Origin of the sequence: Zongyangia hominis (assembly GCF_014385095.1) — a bacterium.
GTDB lineage: Bacteria > Bacillota > Clostridia > Oscillospirales > Ruminococcaceae > Zongyangia > Zongyangia hominis.
In genome coordinates this window covers 34,161-55,501 of the sequence record NZ_JACRTC010000004.1, presented here as the reverse complement: position 1 = coordinate 55,501, position 21,341 = coordinate 34,161, and the positions used below count along the sequence as shown (strand labels likewise).

16 protein-coding genes are annotated in these 21,341 nt (G+C 58.3%); 3 read left to right on the top strand and 13 right to left on the bottom strand.

Going from position 1 to position 21,341, the window contains the following annotated elements; genetic code table 11:
- The first annotated feature begins 467 nt into the window (after window positions 1-467).
- Window positions 468-3,104 carry a pyruvate, phosphate dikinase gene (ppdK, locus tag H8709_RS06955; protein ID WP_262397660.1) on the top strand — a complete coding sequence of 879 codons (2,637 nt, stop codon included), beginning with the start codon at window positions 468-470 and terminating at the stop codon, window positions 3,102-3,104.
- 119 nt (window positions 3,105-3,223) lie between these two features.
- On the opposite strand, the gene H8709_RS06950 is transcribed toward ppdK, so the two are convergent.
- The 4 genes from H8709_RS06950 to H8709_RS06935 form a co-directional block, all read right to left on the bottom strand.
- The gene (locus H8709_RS06950; RefSeq protein WP_262397659.1) at window positions 3,224-3,772 is read right to left on the bottom strand and encodes a hypothetical protein; all 549 of its coding nucleotides are present in this window, start codon (window positions 3,770-3,772) and stop codon (window positions 3,224-3,226) included.
- A 567-nt stretch (window positions 3,773-4,339) separates the two neighbouring features.
- On the bottom strand, window positions 4,340-6,868 hold the full coding sequence (gene srtB, locus H8709_RS06945) for a class B sortase (protein ID WP_262397658.1): 2,529 nt from the start codon (window positions 6,866-6,868) through the stop codon (window positions 4,340-4,342).
- Window positions 6,869-6,956: 88 nt separating this feature from the next.
- Window positions 6,957-8,129, bottom strand: coding sequence for a tRNA uracil 4-sulfurtransferase ThiI (thiI, locus tag H8709_RS06940; protein WP_262397657.1), 1,173 nt, complete (start codon window positions 8,127-8,129; stop codon window positions 6,957-6,959).
- A gap of 116 nt (window positions 8,130-8,245) precedes the next feature.
- Window positions 8,246-9,391, bottom strand: coding sequence for a cysteine desulfurase family protein (locus tag H8709_RS06935; protein WP_262397656.1), 1,146 nt, complete (start codon window positions 9,389-9,391; stop codon window positions 8,246-8,248).
- 181 nt (window positions 9,392-9,572) lie between these two features.
- Here H8709_RS06935 and ypeB point away from each other — a divergent pair, with 181 nt between their 5' ends.
- The gene (ypeB, locus tag H8709_RS06930; RefSeq protein ID WP_262397655.1) at window positions 9,573-10,910 is read left to right on the top strand and encodes a germination protein YpeB; all 1,338 of its coding nucleotides are present in this window, start codon (window positions 9,573-9,575) and stop codon (window positions 10,908-10,910) included.
- Window positions 10,911-10,970: 60 nt separating this feature from the next.
- On the opposite strand, the gene H8709_RS06925 is transcribed toward ypeB, so the two are convergent.
- A complete protein-coding gene (locus H8709_RS06925; RefSeq protein WP_262397799.1) occupies window positions 10,971-11,183 on the bottom strand; it encodes a helix-turn-helix domain-containing protein in 213 nt (70 codons plus the stop codon).
- A 119-nt stretch (window positions 11,184-11,302) separates the two neighbouring features.
- Between H8709_RS06925 and H8709_RS06920 the strand changes: the two genes are divergently transcribed.
- Complete coding sequence (locus tag H8709_RS06920; protein WP_262397654.1) at window positions 11,303-11,494, top strand: hypothetical protein; 192 nt, start codon at window positions 11,303-11,305, stop codon at window positions 11,492-11,494.
- Between the two features lie 49 nt (window positions 11,495-11,543).
- On the opposite strand, the gene H8709_RS06915 is transcribed toward H8709_RS06920, so the two are convergent.
- The 8 genes from H8709_RS06915 to H8709_RS06880 all read right to left on the bottom strand — a co-directional run bounded on the left by H8709_RS06915 (window position 11,544) and on the right by H8709_RS06880 (window position 21,208).
- Complete coding sequence (locus H8709_RS06915) at window positions 11,544-12,218, bottom strand: lactate utilization protein (RefSeq protein WP_262397653.1); 675 nt, start codon at window positions 12,216-12,218, stop codon at window positions 11,544-11,546.
- Between the two features lie 500 nt (window positions 12,219-12,718).
- Window positions 12,719-13,627, bottom strand: coding sequence for an ornithine carbamoyltransferase (argF, locus tag H8709_RS06910; RefSeq protein ID WP_262397652.1), 909 nt, complete (start codon window positions 13,625-13,627; stop codon window positions 12,719-12,721).
- A 23-nt stretch (window positions 13,628-13,650) separates the two neighbouring features.
- Entirely contained in the window at window positions 13,651-14,832 is a 1,182-nt protein-coding gene (locus H8709_RS06905) for an aspartate aminotransferase family protein (RefSeq protein WP_262397651.1), read from the bottom strand.
- An 80-nt stretch (window positions 14,833-14,912) separates the two neighbouring features.
- Window positions 14,913-15,770, bottom strand: a complete 858-nt coding sequence (argB, locus tag H8709_RS06900) for an acetylglutamate kinase (protein WP_262397650.1) — start codon at window positions 15,768-15,770, stop codon at window positions 14,913-14,915.
- A gap of 96 nt (window positions 15,771-15,866) precedes the next feature.
- Entirely contained in the window at window positions 15,867-17,087 is a 1,221-nt protein-coding gene (gene argJ, locus H8709_RS06895; RefSeq protein ID WP_262397649.1) for a bifunctional glutamate N-acetyltransferase/amino-acid acetyltransferase ArgJ, read from the bottom strand.
- Window positions 17,088-17,425: 338 nt separating this feature from the next.
- Window positions 17,426-18,460 (bottom strand): N-acetyl-gamma-glutamyl-phosphate reductase, encoded by a 1,035-nt coding sequence (gene argC / locus H8709_RS06890; protein ID WP_262397648.1) that lies wholly within the window; start codon window positions 18,458-18,460, stop codon window positions 17,426-17,428.
- Between the two features lie 40 nt (window positions 18,461-18,500).
- Complete coding sequence (argH, locus tag H8709_RS06885) at window positions 18,501-19,871, bottom strand: argininosuccinate lyase (protein WP_262397647.1); 1,371 nt, start codon at window positions 19,869-19,871, stop codon at window positions 18,501-18,503.
- 113 nt (window positions 19,872-19,984) lie between these two features.
- Window positions 19,985-21,208, bottom strand: coding sequence for an argininosuccinate synthase (locus tag H8709_RS06880; protein WP_262397646.1), 1,224 nt, complete (start codon window positions 21,206-21,208; stop codon window positions 19,985-19,987).
- Between the last annotated feature and the right edge of the window lie 133 nt (window positions 21,209-21,341).

Genomic DNA, 21,341 nt, shown 5'->3' with positions numbered 1-21,341 from the left:
CGTGCCCGTTCAGGGGAGACAAGCCCCTCCCCGTCAAAGCCGAAGCGTCCCGTTCCGTCCGATTCCCTGACAGCACGAAAGCCCCGCAAACAGGGTGGTTCCCGGGCGCAAATCAACAGATAGGCATAATTCTTTACGATAAATATTATGGCAAGTTTCCCGTCGGTTTGCAAGGGTTTCTTGCAAAAACCGGAGAAAAGTTGTGAAGTTCAGTGAAAACGAATAAAAATAAGAAGTTTTTTCTTAAAATTATGGAAAACGGCCCTCGGATTTGCTATACTAATACTTAAGCCTGTCCAGCGCCTAAAAACGGCAGAACATGCGGTTTTTCGGGCGCTTTGGGATGTCTCTTCCATCGGGAAGGGACGTTGAGCAGGAGTGCGAAAAGCGGGTGCGCGGTAGAATGTGTAAGACCGCTCCCGCCATTGCCAATCCAGGGCAATATTATTTCAGGAGGTAGATCAGTAGTGAGCAAAAAGTACGTGTATATGTTCTCCGAGGGCAACGGCAAAATGCGTGAGCTCCTCGGCGGCAAGGGCGCCAACCTGGCGGAGATGACCAATTTGGGCATGCCGGTTCCTCAGGGCTTCACCGTTTCCACCGAAGCCTGCACCCGTTATTATGAGGACGGCCAGAAGATCGCCGACGATATCCAGGAGCAGATTTATGAGTGCCTGGCAAAACTCGAGCAGATCGCCGGCAAAAAATTCGGCGACATGGAGAACCCCCTCTTGGTTTCCGTCCGTTCCGGCGCTAGAGCTTCCATGCCCGGCATGATGGACACCATCCTCAACTTAGGGTTAAACGACGAAGTTGTAGAAGTCATGGCCAAGAAAACCGGCAATCCCCGCTTCGCCTACGACTCCTATCGCCGTTTCATCCAGATGTATTCCGACGTTGTTATGGAAGTGGGCAAAGCCTACTTTGAAAAACTCATCGACGAGATGAAAGAGAAAAAGGGCGTCAAGCTGGACACCGAGCTGGACGCTGACGATCTGAAAGAGCTGGCCCGCCAGTTCAAAGCAGAGTACAAAGCCAAAAAGGGCGTGGACTTCCCCAGCGACCCGAAGGAGCAGCTGATGGGCGCCATCATGGCCGTGTTCCGTTCCTGGGATAACCCCCGCGCCATCTATTACAGAAGAATGAACGACATCCCCTCCGACTGGGGCACCGCCGTCAACGTACAGATGATGGTCTTCGGCAACACCGGCGACAACTCCGGTACCGGCGTGGCCTTCACCCGCAACCCCGCCACCGGCGAAAAGAAACTCTTCGGTGAGTTCCTCATGAACGCCCAGGGCGAGGACGTGGTCGCCGGCGTCAGAACTCCCCAGACCATCGACCAGCTCAAAGAAGTCATGCCCCAGTGCTATGACGAGTTTGTCAAGATCTGCGGCATTTTGGAGAACCACTACCGCGACATGCAGGATATGGAGTTTACCATCGAGGACAGAAAGCTCTATATGCTCCAGACCAGAAACGGCAAGAGAACTGCCGCCGCTGCTCTCCAGATCGCCTGCGACCTGGTGGACGAGGGCATGATCTCCGAGCAGGAAGCCGTCGCCATGATCGATCCGAAATCCCTCGACGCCCTGCTGCATCCGCAGTTTGACGCAGCGGCGCTGAAAAAAGCCAAACCCGTCGCCTCTGCGCTGGCCGCTTCCCCGGGCGCTGCCTGCGGCAAGGTTGTCTTCACCGCTGAGGACGCCACCGAGTGGGCCAAGAAGGGCGAAAAAGTCATCCTGGTCCGTCTGGAGACCTCCCCTGAGGACATCGAAGGCATGCACTACGCACAGGGCATCCTGACCGTGCGCGGCGGTATGACCTCCCACGCGGCCGTTGTCGCCCGCGGTATGGGCACCTGCTGTGTCTCCGGCTGTGGCGAAATCAAGATGGATGAAGAGAACAAATGCTTCACCCTGGATGGCCGCACCTACAAAGAGGGCGATTATATCTCCCTGGACGGCTCCACCGGCAACATCTACGGCGAAGCCATCCCCACCGTCCCCGCCGCCATCTCCGGCAACTTCGGCCGTCTGATGGGCTGGGCCGATAAATTCAGAACCCTGCAGGTCCGCACCAACGCCGACACCCCCGCCGACGCGCAGAAGGCCGCTTCCTTCGGCGCGCAGGGCATCGGCCTGTGCCGCACCGAGCACATGTTCTTTGACGCAGACAGAATCCCGGCCATGCGTGAGATGATCGTCTCCGAGACCGTGGAGCAGAGAGAGAAAGCGCTGGAGAAGCTCCTGCCCATGCAGCGCAGCGACTTCGAGGGCCTGTACGAGGCGATGCAGGGACTGCCTGTCACCATCCGCTTCCTGGATCCCCCGCTCCATGAGTTCCTGCCTACCGCTGAGGAGGACATCGTCGCCCTGGCCAAAGAGATGAACATGACTGTTGAGGCCCTCAAAGGCATCATCGCTTCCCTGCATGAATTTAACCCCATGATGGGTCACCGTGGCTGCCGTCTGGCCGTCACCTATCCGGAGATCGCCGCCATGCAGACCAGAGCTGTCATCGAGGCCGCGATCAATGTGATGAAAAAACATCCCGATTGGAACATCGTTCCTGAGATCATGATTCCGCTGGTTGGCGAAATCAAAGAGCTCGCCTATGTCAAAGGTGTTGTCACCGAGACCGCCGATAAAGTCATCGCTGATTCCGGCGTGAAGATGAGCTACAAAGTGGGCACCATGATCGAGATCCCGCGCGCTGCTCTGACTGCCGACGAGATCGCCAAAGAGGCCGAGTTCTTCAGCTTCGGCACCAACGACCTGACCCAGATGACCTTTGGCTTCAGCCGTGACGACGCCGGTAAATTCCTGGGCGCCTACTACGACAAGAAGATCTATGAGTCCGATCCGTTTGCACGCCTGGATCAGAAGGGCGTTGGCAAACTGGTGGAGATGGCCGCGAAACTGGGCCGTCAGACCCGCCCCGACATCAAGCTGGGCATCTGCGGTGAGCACGGCGGCGATCCTTCCTCCGTCGAGTTCTGCCACAAGATTGGTCTGACGTATGTTTCCTGCTCTCCCTTCCGCGTGCCCATCGCACGTCTGGCAGCGGCGCAGGCAGCCATCAAATACGGCGATTGCAAATAAGCTACAATCCTGAAATAGAATTACACATGGAAAAGGGACGCGGCGAAAGCCTCGTCCCTTTTCTGTTCTATCATTTGTTTTCATTCGCAAAAAAGGACAGCCGTTAAGGCTGTCCTTTTTTATGCGATGGCGTCCACCTTTTGAATGAGATCCCAGCCGTCCAGGATCTCATAGCAGCTGACGTTGGAGGGCCCATAGAAGGAGGGGAAATATTTGATGAGATAGACCCGCCCCTTGTAGGAGACCAACTCCATCCGCTGCCAGACCTCCGGCTTATCCAGGGTGGGGGACCGGGTATTGGAGGAGAGCTCCCCCAAATCCATGACCTTATCCCCTGCCCGCAGCAAGACGTTGTAATCCCACAGACCCACCCCGCGATAGGCGGCGCCTTCCAGGGCGCCGGTGAGCTCGGTGCCCTCTTCGAAGGTGATACTCTCGGCAGGTATCCGGCCGATGACGTCGGCATAGGTGAGGGCGCCTTTCTGGGACTCCACATATTTGTTGATCTCTTTGTCCGTCAGGCTGGGGAGCAGGGCAAAGATGGAAATGACGGTGATGAGGACCAAAAGAACCAGCCCGAGAAGAGAAAACAGAATAATCTTTCCGACGGGCTTCTTTTTCTTCTTTTTCCCGCCGAAATCCACGACGGTGACATTGTGCCGTTCCATAGTGTCTCGCTTTCTGCCCGCGCGGGAAAGGCCGGGCGGGCGGCCAGGTGGTTATGAGCGCTCCATCGAAAAGAGGGCGGAGCGCCGGGACAGTGTAAGAAAGGATATCTGCAAGTATTATACCATATTTTTGCCGTACTAAACAACTACCACCTGCCGGCGGGGGAAGCCGGACAGTCCCTGGTGAAATAGTGGATGCATGGGACGCGCGGTATACTGGTTCCCAGCCGACATCCGCCCACCTGCCGGTGGGGGAAGCCGGACAGTCCCTGGTGAAATAGTGGGTGCATGGGACGCGCGGTGTACTGGTTCCCAGCCGACATCCGCCCACCTGCCGGTGGGGGAAGCCGGACAGTCCCTGATGGAATAGTGGGTGCATGGGACGGCGCGGTGTACTGGTTCCCAGCCGACATCCGCCCACCTGCCGGTTATCGCGCTGTGGCGCAGTTTGTAACAAAAGCGCGGGCGGCGCAACGGTGTTGCAAATAAAACTAGGGGCGCGTCCGCCACCGCCGGTAGGCGGGTAGGCGGGAAAACCCCCAGCGGAAATTTCCGCTGGGGGTTTCGTCAGCCAACAGTGGGATGATCGGGGTTATCCGCGGGAGTCACCGGCGGTTCGTCAGTTTGATCCGTCGTTGAAGAGGTATCGGGTGGCGGCGGCTCTGTGGCTGTAGTTGTCGTAGTCGTCACCTCTTCGGTGGTTGTCGTGACCTCCGGCGTCGTGGTGACCGGCGGCGTCGTGGTGACCTCCGGCGTAGTGGTCACGGGCGGCGTGGTGGTGGTTTCCGGCGGCCGTGTGGTGATAGGCAGGGTAGTGGTGGGCGGCGCCTGGGTGGTGCCGATGGACATATTCACAGCGCCTTCCGGTTTGGAACCGCCGTAGAGCTGGTACCACACATCAGGGTAGAAGGGCTGGGGATTGACGCTTGCCTTGGAGACGTCCACCGAGGCGTCTTCCCCGTCTCTGACGCGGCGGGCGACCACCACGAAGCGGGCCTCTTTGAACTCATAGGTGCAGGTGGAGAGGGTCAGGAGGGTGTCGCTGGTGTTGACATCCACGCCGGTGTTGATGATGGTGCGCAGCTTGAGCTGGTTGAGGAATTGGGCCATGTTGTCGTTACTGGTGGCGTTGATGAAGTTGTGATAGTCAAACACCGGCCCATGCTCGGCCATGGTGTTGGTGATGAAGATGGAGATAATCTTATATTTGCCTTCCCGGTAAACCGAATCGTAGGAGATGACCGGGTGCTGTTTATAGTACTCCAGATCCCTATATTTGATGAGCTCACCGAACATCTGGCCGTCCTTCATGTTGTGGCCGAAAATGATGGTGTTGGTGCTGGGCGCTTTCTGATCCACCCGGTTATCCACAAACGGGACGCCGTGCTGGTTGCTGGCGCCCGTGAAGTCGCGGCGCAGATAGTATTCTCCGTTGTCCGCGTCGGTCTGCACCACCGGGTAGTCCACGCCGGTGCCGTCGATCTTGAGCCATCCGGCGATGTCCGGATTCTGTTCATAGAGGGCGCCGAACTTGGCCAAATAGTCATCGGGGTAGCCGTCGGGGATATCGCCGGTGCCCATCAAGCTGCTTAGGTCCTCGTTGAGCTTTTTGTTGTGGAAGGATTCGTAGAAATAGCTGCCGATATAAACGGCGGAGGCCACAAAGACGACCACTGCCAGCAGCAATATGATTTTACGGATTTTATCTCTCATGCTATCCCCTTTCTGAGGAAGGATGGCGGAAGCCAATTTTTTATACCACGGTCGATTGGGGTCGGCGGTGGAAGCGGCGCTGCCAGCCTCCAACACACGGACCTTGCCTGCTAAGGCGGTGGCTACGGGAGTGCCGGCCTTTTTTAAGGCGTCACTGCCCAGCAGGTATTCCTGCCCGAGCGCCATGGCGGCGGAAGCGGCGGCGCAGCCCAAGATGGGCGCGTTTTTGCGGTGGCTGGCCGCGTCGGTCTTTCGCACCCACACGTTTTCGCCGTCGGATACCGCCACATAGGTAGTGCCGGGGAGGTTCTCGCCCTCCCTGCCCTGAGCGCAGACGGCGGCCAGACCCAGATGGGCGTTGCCCGCCTCTCGGACGCCGATGGCCATGGCGGCGGCCATCTGTTCGCTGCCGTCGGCGTATTTTTTGAGAATTTTGTCCGGAATCATCAGCACCTGGTGCTTGACCCGCTCGGACCCGGCCATGACGCCGAAGTCATAGACGGCGCCCGCGCCTGGGGCGGCCAGCATCCGGCGCTTGAGAACGCCGCCGGTGCCGATTTCCGCTGTGGCCACACTCATTTGGGCACCCCGCAGACGTTTGACCAGGGCTTCCTCCATGGAACCCACGTCTATGCCGCAGACATAGGGCTCCAGCTTGGCGGCGGCCGCCTTCATCGCCGGCACGGCCAGGGACTGGGCCTCCGCCAATGTGGGCGCACAGACGGTGACCCGGATGAAGGGCTGGCCCTCCTTTTCATAGAGGCAGACCGCCGGGCGGGTCTGCTGGGCGAGAGCGCCCAGCTCCCGAGCGGCGTCGGCGAGGCTCAGGTTCATCAGCGCGATGGTGCGGGAAACCACCGGGGCGGTACTGCGCACTGCGAGAAACGGGACCACCTGGTGAATGAGCATGGGCAGGTATTCCCCCGGCGCCCCGGGGAGCATGATGACACACTGATGCCCACGGGTCATAGCGAAGCCGGCGGCCATGCCCATGGGGTTTTCAAAAACTGTGGCGCCCCTGGGCAGCATGGCCAATTTTTGATAGGAAGGGGGCATCATGGTCCCCCGCTGTTCGCATTTTTCTTCCAAGATATGCAGCTGGTTCCGGTCGAGTTCCAGGGGCAGTCCCAGGCCCCGGCATACCATCTCCCGGGCAAAGTCGTTTTCTCCGGGACCAATCTTGCCGGTGATGATCATCAGATCGCTTTTGGGCAGGGCGGTGGTCAACAGGCTGCCCAGCTTTTGACGGTCCCCCGCCGCGCTTGCCTGTCCCCGTATCTGGACGCCGATGGCTTCCAGCTCCCGCAGCAGGGTCTTGGCCTGGCTGTTTCCCAGGCTGCCCAAAAGCTGCTCGTCGCCCGCACCAATGAGATATGCGGTCATAGGGTTGTTCCTCCTCTAACGGTTTCCCTGCCAGGGAAACAACTGGATTTGCCGTTTGTTATTATTACAAAATGTATATTAATTTATATTATATGCTAATAGTAATCTGCTCCATGCCCGCGGCCGCTTCTTCGATGAGAGCTTTCTCATCCAGCGCCTCTTCGGCGTGGAGGATGGCGCCCAGTTTGGGACGGGTGCGGGGGTGCTTGGGGGTGAAGACGGTGCAACAGTCCTCATAAGGCAGGATGGAAGTTTCAAAGGTGTCGATCTTCCGGGCGATGGAGACGATCTCGTCCTTGTCCATGCCGATGAGGGGGCGGAAAACCGGCAGATCGGTGGCGATGTCGGTACAGGCCAGGGCCGGCACCGTCTGGCTGGCCACCTGTCCCACGCTCTCACCGGTGATGAGGGCCTCGCAGCCCATCTGCTCCGCCGCGATCTGCGCGATCTTCATCATATACCGCCGCATAATGACGGTGAAATATTCCTCCGGGCATTTGTCCCGGATTTCCTCCTGGATATGGGTAAAGGGGACCACCAGGGTGGTGATGCGCCCCGAGTAGGCACACATTTTCTTGACCAGCTCCAAGACCTTGTGCTTGGCCATCTCGCTGGTATAGGGGGGGCTGACAAAGTGGATGGCGGAGAGCCCCATGCCCCGCCGGGCCATCATATAGCCGGCCACGGGGGAGTCGATGCCGCCGGAAATGAGGAGCATCCCTCGGCCCGCCGAGCCGGTGGGCATGCCGCCCGCGCCCGGGATCTGAGCGCCGCGGACATAGGCGGCGAAATCACGGACCTCCACGGTGACGACCAGATCGGGGTGGTGGACATCCACTTTGAGATGGGGGAAGCGCTCCAGCAGATAGCCGCCCAGCTCCGCGCTGATCTCCGGGGATTTCATGGGGAAACTCTTGTCCGAGCGCTTGGCTTCCACCTTGAAGGTGCGGGCGTCCTCCAGCTCGTCGGCCAGATAGACGGCAGCCTTCTCCTTGATGTCGTCAAAGTCCTTTTCCACGACAACGGCCCGTGCCAGACCCGCAAAGCCGAAGACCTTACATAGGCGGTCAAAGGCCCCGTCCAGGTCCGCGTCAGGGCTGACCGGCTCGCAGTACATGGTGGACTGGGCCTTGTATATCTTAAATTCGCCCAAGTCCCGCACCCTGCGGCGGCAGGTCTTCATGAGCATGGATTCAAACACGGATTTGTTGAGGCCCTTGAGGGCCACCTCCCCGTATTTGAGAAGAATGAGTTCTTTCATATGAGTTAATTTCCTTTCTCGCGCGCCACCTACCGGTGGGGGATGCCGCGCTGTGGCGCAGGTTAGGATTTGAGCGCGTGCCACGCGGACAGTATTCAGATATAATCTGAGGCGCGTCATCCTCGCCGGGAGGCGCGGTAGCGGGGGATGAGATCGCGCAGGCTGTCGATGAGGGCGTCCACATGGGCTTGTGTGCTTTCGTAGGTGAAGCTGATGCGCAGGGCGCTGTCGGCCAGAGGCCGGGACAGGCCCAGAGCGGAGAGCACATGGCTCGGCTCGCCCTTGGCGCAGGCGGAGCCCGAGGAGACGTAGACGCCCCGCTCCTCCAAGGCGTGAAGCATAATCTCCGACCGGACGCCGGTCACCGACGCGTTGAGGATATAGGGGGAAGCGGTGTCCGGGGAATTGATGAAAACGCCGTCCAGATCCGAAAGCCGGGCACGCAGGGAGGCGTTAAGAGCGCAGATATGATCTCTCGATCCGGCCATGTGCTGGCTCGACTCCTTCGCCGCCGCCGCGAAGGCCGCGATGAGAGGCAGGGCCTCGGTGCCGGGACGAAGGCCCCGCTCCTGAGCGCCGCCGAAGACGATGGGCTCGATGCGCACACCCTTTTTCAGATACAGAGCGCCGCAGCCCTTGGGCCCGTGGATTTTATGGGAACTGACGCTGAGCAGGTCCACCCCCAGCCGGGCGGCCTTGAAGGGCTCCTTGCAGAAGGCTTGGACCGCGTCGCAGTGATAGAGAACATCGGGATTTTGCCGCTTAATGAGCCGTCCAATGCGGGAAATGTCCAAAATCGTGCCCAGTTCGTTGTTCACAAACATAGTGCTGACTAAAATTGTATTTTTATCCACCTGTTCCGCAATTTTTTCCGGCGGAAGAGTGCCGTCCGGTTCCGGTGGGACAAAAACGACGTCGAAGCCTTCCTTTTGGAGCTGCCCCATGGCGCCGATAACCGAGGAATGCTCGAAGGCGGTGGTGACGATGCGCCTGCCACGGCGCCGTTTGGCCCGCGCGGCCCCGAAAAGCGCCAGATTGTTGCTTTCGGTGGCGCCGGAGGTGAAGGTCAGTTCCTCCTTCCCGCACCCGAGGGCCGCCGCCACATCCTCCCTGGCCCGCTCTAAGAGCAGATGGGCTTCGATGCCCCGTCCGTGGAGGGAAGAGGGATTGCCCCAGCACTGGGTCATGGCTTCCATAGCCGCCTGGGCGGCCGCCGGCAAAACCGAAGTCGTCGCCGCATTATCCAAATAGCTTTCCGTCAAAGCGTCGATACCACCTTTTTTATCCCGAAATTCCTTGTGTTTTCCACAAAAAACGCGTGTCATAAACAAAAACATTATACACCAGATGGCCTTTGAGTTCAAACAAACCCGCCGCATTTTACATAATTGTAATAAAAAAGGAAAATATAGTGGTAAATTCGTCTCAGGAAAGGAAGATTCCATGAAACGGCGTACCATGATTCGTATCATCAGCTATCTTTCCGCGCTGTTCCTGGTGCTGGGCATCGGGGCATTCCGCGGGAATTATGAGGCCATGCAATACCGCCGGGCCCTGGAAAGCGGCTATCGGGGCGCCCTCGACGAGCTCACCAGCACCCTCGGCAACATCGAAAACACCCTGCTCAAGGGCATTTATGTGGGATCCCCCACTCAAATTTCCATGGTGGCGGCCCAGCTTTGGAAAGACGCGGCTTCGGCCAAGTCCTGTCTCTCCAGCTTGCCGGTGGGAGAAATGCACCTGGAAAACACCTATCGCTTCCTCTCCCAAGTGGGAGACTTCTCCATGGCGCTTTCCAAAAAGTCCATGAACGGCCAACAGCTCTCCAGTGACGAGCGGGACAATTTCGAGAGCATGGTGGACTATGCCGCCTCGCTGGAAAACGAGCTGATGGGACTCGACGACTATATCAACACCAATAACGCATCCCTGGGGGACATCGTCCAGGCGGCCAATGAAAATTCCGACGACCCGGGTGTGGCCAGTGTCAACGCCGGGTTTGAACAGATGGAAGAGGGCTTCACCAGCTATCCGAAGCTCATCTACGACGGCCCCTTCTCCGACCATCTCGCAGACCGCACGCCGGTGATGACCCAGGGCCAGTCCAGCATTTCCAGAGCGGCTGCCCACAAGAAGGCGGCGGCCGCCGCCATGGTGGAGGCTGATACCCTGACGGACGCGTCGGACGAAAATTCCCACATGCCGCTTTACTGCTTCTCGGGGCAGAATGTGGAAGTAGGCGTCACCAAGCAGGGCGGGTATCTGTGCTATATGCGCCAAAGCCGCCCGGTGGGCGACCCGGTCAAGACGGTGAAGGAGGCCTTTGCCGCCGCCCACCAGTATCTCAACAGCGTGGGCCTCTCCGGCATGAAGGACAGTTACTATGAAATCGGCGGCGGCATCTGCACCATGAATTTCTCCGCAGTCCAGGACGACGTTGTCTGCTACCCGGACCTGGTCAAGGTGGGCGTGGCGCTGGACACCGGCGACGTGGTCTTCTATGAGGCCAGGGGGTATCTGATGAACCACAAGGAGCGGGAAATTCCCACCGGTATTTTATCGAAAGACCGGGCCCAGCAGGTGCTCAGCTCCCGGCTGGAAGTCCAGTCTGTGCAGATGGCCATCATCCCCACCGACGGTAAAAATGAAATCTACTGCTACGAATTCCTGTGTGAAGGAAGAAACGGGCAGAAAGTGCTGGTGTATGTCAATGCCAGGACCGGCGCGGAGGAACAAGTCCTCATCCTGCTCGAATCGGAAAACGGCGTGCTGACGGTATAAGACGAAAGAAAAAAGAGGCCCCCGGCGGGGCCTCTTTTTTGTTGCTTAAAGAAAGGGTATTTATTCGTCTACGTATTCGAGGATGTCTTCGATTTGGCATTGCAAGGCGTCACAAATTTTAGCCAGCACGTTACTATCATAGCGCACGACTTTATTTTTGTAATATCGATTGATTACCGGGTATTCAATTCTTGCCTTTTTCGCTAGCCAATACCGTGAAATGTGGTGTTCATCCAGGTATCGGTTGAGACAAAGTCTTACAGAGCCAGCCATTTGCATCACCTTGGGTTTAGTATACCCAATATATGTTTTCTTGACAGCTCTGTTATTTAGATATATATTTATATAGATATATAGTTTGGGGCGATGGAATGAAAAAGGAGGAGAGAATTTTGGTCAACTTTTTCTATCAGTACATAGCCGCCAAAAGAGACATCACCCCAGAGGACCTCAAACGGGAAATCAGTGAAAAAATCGCCTATGTTTGGGAGCACCCGGATGAAAAAATTAAAAGAATCCAGAAAAAAAGGCCGGATTTACCCGACACGGATGAAATTGTATGGCGTATCCTGCGGGACGGCTAAATAAAAGAACCCGCCCCCGAAGAGGAGGCGGGTTCTGTCGTTTTCCCTATTAATATCCCAGGTCCTCGCCGACCAGGATGACCTTGATGCGGTTTTTCTCCTTCTGGTAGGCCTGAATCAAATAAGAGCAGCAGATGCGGGCGGGGCTCTGGCAGCCGTCGGTCATGACGGGGTTTTCCTCGCTGAGACTCATGCAGCGGCCCTTCTCCCGGCAATAGGTCTCGCAGGGGATGCGTTCGCAGTTGGCCGGACAGGCGGTGGTTTTGACCCGATTGACGGCTTCGTCCAGGTTGTGGACCACTTTATTGTACCCCACTACCAGGATAACCGACTTGGGGCCAAAGGCCAGGGCGGCGACCCGGTTGGCGTTGCCGTCCACGTTGTAGAGCTCGCCGAACTCGGTAACCGCGTTGCTCGAGCACAGGTAGGTGTCCGCAAAGAAGGCCTTACGGGTGATTTCTTCCTTCTCTGCCGGCGTCAGGCCCGGTGCGCCCCGGTTGAGGAAGGTATATTTCCCGCTGTCGAGCAGATCGATGATGCCGCACTCCTTGAGCGTCATGGAGCCGCCGGTGGCGACGGTCTCGCCCTCCCGCAACATGGACTGGACCAGTTGCAACGCCTCCTCCCCCGAGGGGACATAAAAGGCCTGCATATTGTTTTTTTCTAAGTTGGTGCAGACGATTTCCATCCGTTTTTCCATCGCCGCTCTCGCGTTTTTATCCATAGTAACACGCTCCTTTGCTTATATTGCCTGGATGCCGGGTTCGGGGCTCCAGTGCGCTCCAGTGGCCCGGCGTTTTGCTAAGATTGTCCTGCCTCCACCGGAGAGGACATTTCCAGCATAGACCACAGGCGGGGGCTTGTCAATCCATGCAAAAAATCCACGGGAACTTTTGTGGTTCCCGTGGATTTTATTCCTGCTTTTTCGGCAATATGACGGGCACCTATCGGTGCGGGTAGACGCGCTGTGATGCATGGGGGAACTGGGACGCGAGTGACGCGGCAGTGGTACGTATAATACTCAGGGCGCGTCATGCCGACCGCTGGGTCCGCTGTGGCGCGGGGGGAACCGAAGCGCGGGCGCCGCGGCGATGGTGTAAATTAGACCCAGGGCGCGATAGCCCGCGCCGGAAGACATCGCGATCAAACGATACAGGGACATTGCGCGTCCCATGAGTCCAATATTTCGCCAGGGACCGTCCGGCATCCCGCGCCGGTGGGCGCCTATTTTTTTAAGAGCTTGACGAGGACGGCCTTCTGTGCGTGGAGGCGGTTCTCCGCCTCGTCGAAGATTTCATTGGCGTGTTTTTCAAAGGTTTCCTCGGTGATTTCCTCGCCGCGGTGGGCGGGCAGGCAGTGCTGCACCATGCAGCCCGGTTTGGCCACGGCCAGAAGCTCTTCATTGACCTGATAACCCTCGAAGTCCTTGCGGCGCTCGGTGGCTTCGCCCTCCTGGCCCATGGAGGCCCAGACGTCGGTGAAGATGACGTCGGCGTCCTTGGCGGCGGCAAAGATGTCGCTTGTCAGGGTGAACTTGTCGCCGTACTCCTTGGCAAAGTCCAGGACGATGGGGTCGGGACGGTAGGCGTCGGGCGTGGCGACGGCCACTTCCATGCCCACCTTGAGCCCGCCCACGATCAGGGAGTTGGCCATGTTGTTGCCGTCCCCGATGTAGCACATCTTGAGGCCCTCCAGGACGCTTTTGTGCTCCCGGATGGTCATGAGATCGGCCAGCACCTGGCAGGGATGACAGAAGTCGGTCAGGCCGTTGATGATGGGGATGGAGCCGTATTTGGCCAGATCCTCCACCTCTTTTTGCTCGAAGGTGCGGATCATGATGCCGTCGAGATACCGGGAGAGGACACGGGCGGTGTCCTGCACCGGCTCGCCCCGGCCGATTTGCAGATCGGAGGAGGAGAGCATGAGGGCGTGGCCGCCCAACTGGTACATGCCGGTCTCAAAGGAAACGCGGGTGCGGGTGGAGGCCTTCTGAAAGATCATGCCCAGGGTCATGCCCTTGAGGGGGGTGTGCTTGATGCCGTGCTTGGTCTCATATTTGAGCTGATCGGCCAGATTGAGGAGATCGACGATCTCCTCCTTGCTGAGATCGAGGAGCTTGAGCAGATGGTTCATGGGTCAAACCTGCCTTTCGTTATTTATTCGTGGGAAGAAAGTACCTGTTCCAGGATGTCCAGGCCCTTGTCGATATCCTCAAAGGAGATATTGAGGGGCGGAAGCATTCGCAGTTTCGTTTTCGCGGTCAGGAGAAGGAGGCCCTTTGCCAGGCACTCTTTGAGGATGTCTACAGAGGCAAGCCCCTCCTTGAGGGAGATGCCCAGCATCAGGCCCCGGCCGGTGATGCCGGTGACACAGGGCATCTTTTTGACCCGGTCGGTGATGTGGATGCCCTTCATCCGCACTTCTTCCAGGAAGCTGTCGTCGATGCGCTTTAGGATTTCCACAGCGCCCGCGCAGGCCACCGGATTGCCGCCGAAGGTGGTGCCGTGGTCGGAATAGTGGAGGACGTCGGCTGCCTTTTTCCCCAGCAGCACCGCGCCAATGGGGAGGCCGCCGCCCAGGCCCTTGGCTAAAGTGACCACGTCGGGCTTTACATCAAAGTACTCATAGGCGAAGAACTTGCCCGTGCGTCCCACGCCGGTCTGGACTTCGTCCACCATGAAGAGGATGTCCCGCTCCTCACAGAAGGCCGAGAGCTCCTTGACATAGCTTTCGGAGAGAGGGACCACGCCGCCCTCGCCCTGAATCATCTCCACCATGACCGCCACGGTGGTATCGTCCGCCTTTTGGCGCAGATCGTCCATATCGCCGGCGAGGGCGTAGTCAAAGCCCTCGGTGAAGGGGCCGAAGTTTTTGTGGAAGACCTCCTGGCCGGTGGCGGTCAGGGTGGTCACGGTGCGGCCATGGAAGGAATTGACCAGGGTGATGATTTTATACCGCTTGCCCTCGTAGTGGTCCACGCCGTATTTCCGCGCCACTTTGATGGCGCCCTCGTTGGCCTCGGCCCCGGAGTTGGCGAAGAAGACCTTTTCCATGCCGGAACGCCGGCAGAGATTTTCCGCCACCTGGGTGTCCGGCTGGGTGTAGTAGAGGTTGGAGGTGTGCTGGATTTTCTGAAGCTGCTCGGTCACCGCTTTGACCCAGCCCTCGTCGCAGAAGCCCAGGGAATTGACCCCGATGCCGGCGGTGAAGTCGATGTATTCCTTGCCGTCAAGGGCGTAGCAGACCGCGCCCTTGCCGTGGTCGAGCACCGCGTCAAAGCGGTTATAGATGGGCGCTAAATACTGCTGGTCGGCGGCTTTAATCAGATCGCCTTTCAATGGAATGACCCCCTTGCCTGTGGTTTGACCCGCAGGAATGATTACAAAAAGTATAATTTATATAAATTAATACGAAAAGACTAAACAAACATGGTGCCGATGCCCTCGTCGGAGAGCATCTCAATGAGGATGGAGTGGGGAATGCGGCCGTCGATGATAAAGGTCTTTTTGACGCCCCGGCGGACGGCCTCGACACAGCACTGGACCTTGGGGATCATGCCGCCCTGGATGATGCCCTGGCTGACCAGATAGGGTACCTCGCTGACCTGCACCACCGGAATCAGGGTGGAGTCGTCGTCTTTATCCTGCAAAAGGCCCCGGATGTCGGTCATAAGCATCAGGTTTTCCGCATGGAGCTCGGAGGCGATGCGGGCGGCGGCCGTGTCGGCGTTGATGTTGTAGACTTGGCCCTCCGCGTCGCAGCCCACCGTGGCGATGACTGGGATATAGCCTGCCTCCAGGCAGTCCATGATGGGAGCGGTGTTCACTTTCTTTACATCCCCCACAAAGCCCAGGTCCACCTCGCTTTTGTGCTTCTTGGCCGTGAGGATGGCCCCGTCGATGCCGCACAGGCCCATGGCCTTGCCGCCCGCCTTGCCGAGCAGGGAGACCAGGTCCTTGTTGACCTTGCCGGAGAGGACCATCTGGACAATGTCGGCGGTCTCCGCGTCGGTGTAGCGCAGTCCGCCGATAAACTTGCTCTCCTTGCCCATGGCCTTGAGGGTGGCGCTGATTTCCGGGCCGCCCCCGTGGACCAGCACCACCTTGATGCCCACCAAAGAGAGCAGGACAATGTCACTCATGACCGCCTGTTTGAGCTCGTCGTCCGTCATGGCGTTGCCGCCGTATTTGACCACGACCACCTTGTTATAATATTTTTGCAGATAGGGCAGGGCCTGAATGAGGACCTGCGCCTTATCGGAATTGGAAAGCTTCATCTTGCAATCTCCCTACTCCTTCAATTCTCACCTGCGTGAGCAAGTCGAGTTTTGGTTGTGTCTATGCCGCAGTATGGTTGGGTGCTGCTGTATCATTTAGGTGCGGTAGTCCCCGTTAATCTTGACGTAGTCGTAGGTCAGGTCGCAGCCGTAGGCCGTGGCCTCCTCCTCGCCGTCAAAGAGTTCGATGAGGATATTGATTTCATTCTGGGAAAGGATGACTTTGGCCTCCTCCTCGGAAAAGGCCACCCCGGCGGCGTTTTCGCACACCAGGATGGAACCGGCACAGGAAGACAGGGTGACTTTGGTCTTGTCGATGCTGAAGTTGGCGTCGGTGTAGCCGATGGCGCAGAGCACCCGGCCCCAGTTGGCGTCGGAGCCGAACATGGCGGCCTTAAATAGGCTGGAAGTGATGACGCTCTTGGCGATCTTCCGGGCGCAGTCCTTGGTGGGCGCGCCCTGGACCGTGCAGACGAGGGCTTTGGACGCGCCCTCCCCGTCGGCGGCCACCTCTTTGGCCAGATGGCGGCAGACTTCCATGAGCGCCTCGGTGAAGGTGTCGAAGAACAGGCCCTCCTCGTCGATCATGGCGTTGCCCGCCAGGCCGCTGGCCATGATGGACACCATGTCGTTGGTGGAAGTGTCCCCGTCCACGCTGACCATATTGAAGGTGTCGGTGATGCACGCCGACAGGGCTTTTTTGAGCATATCCGGGTCAATGCACACGTCGGTGGTCAAAAAGCCCAGCATGGTGGCCATGTTGGGATGAATCATCCCCGAGCCCTTGGCCATACCGGCGATGCGGCATTCCTTGCCGCCCAGCTCGAAGGAGACGGCCACCTCCTTGCGGTGGGTGTCGGTAGTCATGATGGCCTCGGCCGCATCGCCGCTGCCCTCTCTGGAGAGGGCCTCTTTGAGGGCGTGGGTGTGGGAGGCGATGGGCTCGATGGGCAGAACCTGCCCGATGACGCCGGTGGACGCGACAATCACATTCTCCGGGGTGATGGAGAGCTCGTCGGCGATGAGACGGCACATCTGGGCAGCCTTTTCCTCGCCGTCGGCGTTACAGGTGTTGGCGTTGCCGCTGTTGCAGATGACCGCCTGGGCAATGCCGTCGGCCAGATTTCTTCTGGTGACGGCGATGGGCGCGCCTTTGACCTTATTCTGGGTATAGACCGCCGCCGCCGAGCACAGCGTTTCGCAGTAAATCAGCGCCAGGTCCCGTTTTTCCTTGTTCTTGCGGATGCCGCAGTGGACGCCAGAGGCCAAAAAGCCCCGGGGCGCGCAGACTCCGCCTTCTATCTTAATCAGTTCCATACATATCCTCCTATCAAATCCCACCACCTACCGGTGGAGGGTGTCGCGCTGTAGTGCAATCGAACCATGAGTGCGGGCGCCGCGGCAATGGTACGAATAAAGCCTAGGACGCGTCATGCCCGCCGCAGGTGGCGGCAAGGTGCCGCAGCCAAATCGCGCTGTGACGCAATCGAGACGTTAACGCGTGAGACGCGGCGATGGTGCGAATAAAGCTTAGGGCGCGTCATCCCGCACCGGTAGGTGCTGTCGCGCTGTAGTGCAATCGAGCCATGAGTGCGGGTGCCGCGCCGATGGTGCGAACAAAACCTAAAGCGCGTCGAGGGAGCGGGCCCTGCCCGCTAGAAGCAGAGGGGGGCCAAGTGCAGGCCCATGTCCTCGGGAAAGCCCAGGGCCAGGTTCATGTTCTGGATGGCCTGGCCGGCCGCGCCCTTGACCATATTGTCGATGGTGGAAACCACAATCAGACGGTTGGTTCTCGTGTCCACATGGAGAGAAATGTCGCAGTAGTTGGAGCCGCGGACATTTTTCAGATTGGCTGCCTGGCCCTCCTTCATCACCCGGACAAATTGCTCGCCCTGATAGGTGTGGGCATAGAGCTCATGGACCTCCTTGGGGGAGAGGGGCGTTTTCAGCTTGGAGTAGATGGTGGAGACGATGCCCCGATTGACGGGCAGAAGATGGGGGACAAAGGTGATGAGCACGTCCCGGCCCACAATCTGGGAGATGGTCTGCTCGATCTCGGGGGTGTGGCGGTGGGACGCAATCTTATACGGGGAGAAGGCCTCGTTGCAGTCGGGATAATGGCTCGTCTGAGAGAGGCCCCGTCCCGCGCCGGTGACGCCGGACTTGGAGTCGATGACGATGGTGTCCGGGTCGATGACGCACGCTTTGAGCGCCGGGAAGAGGCCCAGCGCGATGGAGGTGGGATAACAGCCCGGGTTCCCGATAATCTTGGCTCCTTTGACTTTTTCCCGGTGCAATTCCGGGATGGAATAGACCGACTGCTTATGCAGTTCCGGGTCTTTATATTCGAGTTTGTACCATTCTTTATAGTCCTCCGGGTCGGTGAGGCGGAAATCGGCGCCCAGGTCAATGAGCAGTTTGTCCTGGTCCACACATTTGCGGCCGATTTCCTCGGATACGCCGTGGGGTACACTGGCAAAGATCACCTGGCAGGCGTCGATGACTTCGTCGGTGGCGAGCAGCTTCTGGGGGCAGATGCCCGCCAGGGAGGGATAAATGTCGCTGATGTCCTGTCCCTCGAAGCTCACCGAGCCCAAGGCCCGGATGTGGACCTGGGGGTGTCCATGGAGGATGCGAATCAGCTCCACACCGGCATAACCGGTGGCGCCGATGATTCCTACGTCGATCATGTGGGCACTTCCTTTTTTTGTTTCTATGGGGATGCGGGGGCTATCGGATGAGCTCCCGAGTCATGTCGATCTGATTTTGCACGCTCTGGGGGGCGGGCCCGCCCGGTACCTTCCGGTCAAAGGCGCATTTTTCCAGGTTGATCGCCTCATACACGTCCTCGTCAAAGAGGTCGGAAAGCTCCCGGTAGGCGGAGAGTTCCAGGGTTTCCAGGGTCTTGCCCTCGTCGATGCACCGGGCCACCAAAGTGCCGGTGATCTTGTAGGCGTCCCGGAAGGCCATCCCCTTTTTGACCAGGTAATCGGCGCAGTCGGTGGCGTTGATAAAGCCCCTGGCCGCCGCGGCCCGCATGTTGTCTTTTCGCACCGTCATGGTCTTCAGCATGGGGATGAAGGTGGAAAGACACAGCTTTGCCGTGTCCAGCGCGTCGAAGACGGCCTCTTTATCCTCCTGCATATCCTTGTTGTAAGCAAGAGGCAGGCCCTTCATCATGGTTAACAGCGTCATCAGGTCGCCGTAGACCCGGCCCGTCTTGCCGCGGATGAGCTCGGTGATGTCGGGGTTTTTCTTCTGGGGCATGATGGACGAGCCAGTGGCATAGGCGTCGTCGAGCTCGATAAATTTAAACTCCCAGGAGCACCAGAGGATGATTTCCTCGGAAAAGCGGGAGAGATGCATCATGATTAAGGAAAGGTCGGAGGCAAGCTCGATGCAGAAGTCCCGGTCGGACACCCCGTCCAAGCTGTTGACGGTGATGTGGTCGAAGTGGAGGGCTCTTCGCACCATGTCCCGGTCGATGGGATAGGTGGTGGAGGCAAGCGCCCCCGAACCCAGCGGCATGTAGCTCGACAGCTTCCGCCAGTTTTCCAGCCGCTCCTTGTCCCGCAAAAACATCTGGGCGTAGGCCATGAGGTGGTGGGCAAAGGTGATGGGCTGGGCCCGCTGGAGATGGGTGTAGCCGGGCATGACCGTCTCCTTGTGCTGTTCGGCCACGTCGCAGAGAACGCCGATGAGCTCCTTTAAGAGATCGTCCAGATCCCCGGCGTGGTCGAGCAGGTACATGCGAAGGTCCAATGCCACCTGGTCGTTGCGGCTGCGCGCCGTGTGCAGGCGCTTGCCCGTCTCGCCCAGACGCCTAGTGAGCTCCGCCTCCACAAACATGTGGATGTCCTCGGCCTCTGGGTCAAAGGGCAAAGCGCCGCTTTCGATGTCCCCCAGGATTTCTTCGAGACACCCGCAGATGGCGTCCGCTTCCGTTTGTTCGATGATGCCCACGGCGCCCAGCATGGTGGCGTGGGCGATGGAGCCCCGGATATCCTGGGCGTACATGCGGCTGTCGAAGGAGATGGAGGAATTAAAGTCGTTGACCTTACTATCCACCTCTTTTTTAAACCTTCCGGCCCAAAGTTTCATGTCCTTGTCCCCTCCCAAAGTTCCCGCGCCCCCTATGGGTACGGTACGAAATGGCAGTTAGGCCGGCACATGCCAGCCTAACTGCGGATGATTATACAATAATTTTGTATTTTTTATTTATTCTGGCCCCGCTGCTCATCCAAAAGCGCCTTGACCTTGATGGGCAGGCCGAAGAGGTTGATGAAGCCGGCGGAATCGTTCTGATCGTAGACGTCGTCCTCGCCGAAGCTGGCAAACTCCTCGGAATAGAGGGTATAAGGACTGGTGACGCCGGCATTGATCATGTTGCCCTTGTAGAGCTTGAGCTTGACATCGCCGGTGACAGTCTCCTGGGTGGCGTCCACAAAGGCGGAGAGGGCCTCCCGCAAGGGGGTAAACCACTGGCCATTGTAGACGATGTCGGCAAATTTCAGTGCGATCTGCTGTTTGTAATGCTGGGTTTCCTTGTCCAGACAGATGGTCTCCAGCACCTCGTGGGCGTGATAGAGGATGGCGCCGCCCGGCGTCTCATAGACGCCCCGGGACTTCATGCCCACCAGACGGTTTTCCACGATGTCGGCAAGACCAATACCGTTCTCGCCGCCCAGCTTGTTGAGCTTTTTGATGAGGGACACGCCGTCCATCTCCACGCCGTCGAGCGCCGTGGGGATGCCCTTTTCAAAGTGGATCGTCACATAGGTGGCTTTGTCCGGCGCTTTCTCGGGGGAGACGCCCATTTCGAGAATCTCGTCGTATTTCGGCTCGTTGGCCGGATCCTCCAGGTCCAGGCCCTCGTGGGACAGGTGCCAGAGGTTTTTGTCCTTGGAGTAGTTGGTCTCCCGGGTGATCTTCAACGGGATGTTGTGGGCGATGGCGTAGTCGATCTCGTCGTCACGGGATTTAAATTCCCAGGTCCTCCAGGGGGCGATGATGGGCATATTGGGAGCAAACGCCTTGACGGCTAGCTCGAAACGGACCTGGTCGTTGCCCTTGCCGGTGCAGCCGTGGGCGATAGCGTCACAGCCCTCTTTCTTGGCGATTTCCACCAGCCTCTTGCCGATGATGGGGCGGGCGAAGGAGGTGCCCAGCAGGTATTTGTTTTCATACACAGCGCCCGCTTTCAGGGTCGGGAAGATGTAGTCCTCCACAAACTCCTTTTGCAGGTCCTCGATGTAGAGCTTGGACGCGCCGGTGGCAATGGCCTTTTCGTTGAGGCCTTCCAGTTCCGCCTCCTGTCCCACGTCGGCCGCCATGGCGATGACCTCGCAGCCGTCATAATGCTCCTTGAGCCAGGGAATAATAATCGAAGTGTCCAGTCCACCGGAATACGCAAGCAGTACCTTTTTAAACTTTGCCATTGTTCATCCCTACCTTTGTAAAATCAAAGCCCGCAGGCCATTTTGTCCGTTTGGCGGCGTTCCGCCTTTATATTTGCCATTATACACCTGTATACAGAAAAAACAAGGGTTTTATGTATATTTATTCATGCAA